The 2,370-nt window shown below is 54.2% G+C and carries 1 protein-coding gene; it reads right to left on the reverse strand.

The window, feature by feature from the left end; translation table 11 throughout:
• Positions 1 to 234 precede the first annotated feature (234 nt).
• Entirely contained in the window at positions 235 to 2,304 is a 2,070-nt protein-coding gene (locus D1841_RS16995; protein ID WP_160644840.1) for an ABC transporter substrate-binding protein, read from the reverse strand.
• Positions 2,305 to 2,370: the final 66 nt, after the last annotated feature.

Genomic DNA, 2,370 nt, shown 5'->3' on the forward strand with positions numbered 1-2,370 from the left:
AGCCTTTCAACACTATCACCTCATCTTTTTAGTGGCGGCTCCCGGGATTCCTTCCCTCAGCCGCTTTCCCTAAAACAGTATGACACAACGCTTCCTTTTCAGTACTTTTCACCAATCCCTATATAGAAACCGGCGGCGGAGAAAGTCCTATTACCTTTTCTCCGCCGCCTGCTTCTCTACATGTTCATCTCAGTTTTTCTGCATGTACAGCCAAACCAATGGCCTCCTGAAAGTTTAACCTTCCATCAGCTCCAGGTCATACAGGCCGGCAATGCCATAGCCGTCGCAAAGAATCAGCGGGGGCACGTTGCCTTCGTTGCCTTCCTGGGGGAAGTTCGTCCAAACGGTCTCGTTGCACTCATGGAAGTCAACAGGGCGGTACATGGTGGAAATGTGAGGCACTTCGTCCAGGAACAGGATATTAAGCTGCTCCCACAGATCCTTAATCTTCGCCTCGTCGGTTTCCTTGGCCAGATCCATCAGGATCTTGTCTGCTTCCTCGTTATAGTAACGGCCCATATTGAAAGTCATGGTGTCGGGGAAATCGCCGCCGAAGCCATACATGGTCTGGTAAGCGCGCAGCCAGGGGGCGGAAACAGCAGCGCCTGCGTAGCTGTACATAGCGATATCAAAGTTGCCGGTCTGAACATCCTCTGTCCAAGTGGGAGAATCAGGGAAGTAAGCCTCAATGCTGATGCCAATGCTCTTGCCTGCGGCAGCAGCAATATTGATGGCAGCCTGCCAGTCAGACCAGCCAGTGGGACACTCTGCCTTGAACACCAGGTTCTGGCCGTTATACTCGCGGATGCCGTCGCCGTCGGTGTCGGTGATACCGGCTTCGTCCAGCAGCTTGTTGGCGCCTTCTACGTCATTGCCTGCGGACTGATAGGGCTTCAGGGCTTCCTTATCCTTAATCAGGGCCTGCTCGCCGTCGGTGGGGTTGAACAGGGTGCGGGGGAAGTCCGCGAAGGTGTAGGACTGTCCGGTCATAGCGGAAGAGATAACCTGGTCAAAGTCAATAGCCATGGCAAGAGCCTTACGTACTTCCTTCTGATCCAGGCCAGGCTTCTGGGTGTTCAGCACCAGGCCGGGCATGGACATACCTAACTGATAAGGAGCATCATCAAACCAAGTGGAGATAGGCAGATCCTTTTCCAGCCACAGCTTCTGCAGATCAGATACATACTGCTGGTTGATGTCAATTTCGCCAGCCTCGAAAGCACGGGCGGAAGCGGCGTTGTCCTTATAGATGTTGTGGGCAACATACTTCGGCACAGGCAGCTTGCCCCACATGGAGGCATCCTGGCCCCAGTAATCGTCATTGCGGGTCATAACCTCGCGCTGCTCGGAGTCATAGGTGGTGGGACGGTAAGGCCCGGTAACGGGGGCATCCCACATGGTGGCATTCTTTATCTCGTTGCTGTCGCCATTCAGTTCGCCGTCCAGCTTCTCCAGATACGCCTTCTGCATCATAAAGATGTTGGTGAGGAATTCCTCTACCTTGTAGGGGTTGTACTGGGGATAGGTGATGTCGGTAACAGTGGCGTTTGTTGTTGTCAGCAGCTTTGCCCCAGCCCGAAGGCGGTAAGATGTCAAATAGCTGATGGGGGACTCCCTCAGGTAGAACTTGAACAGATTGGAGCAGGAAGTCTTTTGCACCCCGCCTGCCTGGGCTATATCTTCCAGCTTGATTTTCTGGGAATAATTCTGGCGGATATAGTCTGTCATAGCCTTAAGCAGGGTGAGCCTGCGCTCCTTGACAATACCGCCAGGCTCCTCCTGGCCCGCGAATACATTTTTATAGAGGTTCAGCCACATTTCAAACAGCAATAGCTGGTTTTCTAAAACCTCCTCTCCCCCCTGACGGGCAAAAAGAGTTTCTATGCCCTGCAAAACCTGCTTCTCCCACAGCTCCTCCCCAGACAGGGGCACGCAGGGAAAGCGCCCGGAAAGGAAAGGCACCACAAAACGCTCTTCCACATACCGGGACGTACACAGCAGCACAGGGTGAAGCTGCAGGCATAAAAACTGGCAGCCTGTCCCATCCTCTGAGAAAAAACGGTGCCTGCACTGCGCGTTAATAAACGCACCCTGACCAGCTTCCAGAGGGAACACGCCGCTTTCCGCCTCCAGGAGCAGATGCCCTTCCCGCACCAGGACAAATTCCATCTCCTCGTGGCTGTGCGGCTCTGTGGAGCCGCCATACTCCTCCAGGCTGGCTTCCCGGACACGCACCGGATGGCCTTCAAAGTCATACCGCGAAACCTTCCGGCCCTCCTCCCGCACTTCTTTGCAAGCCTTCATCTGCTATGCCTCCACCTCCCTGTCCAGAGCATTGCCTTTCGTGAAACGGGGAACAAAAAAGTATAC

The sequence above is a fragment of the Neglectibacter sp. X4 genome, from assembly GCF_009917365.1.
Lineage (GTDB): Bacteria > Bacillota > Clostridia > Oscillospirales > Acutalibacteraceae > Acutalibacter.

Coding starts and splice junctions, on each gene's coding strand:
- D1841_RS16995 (WP_160644840.1), bottom strand. CDS start 2,304: ATGAAGGCTTGCAAAGAAGTGCGGGAGGAGGGCCGGAAGGTTTCGCGG.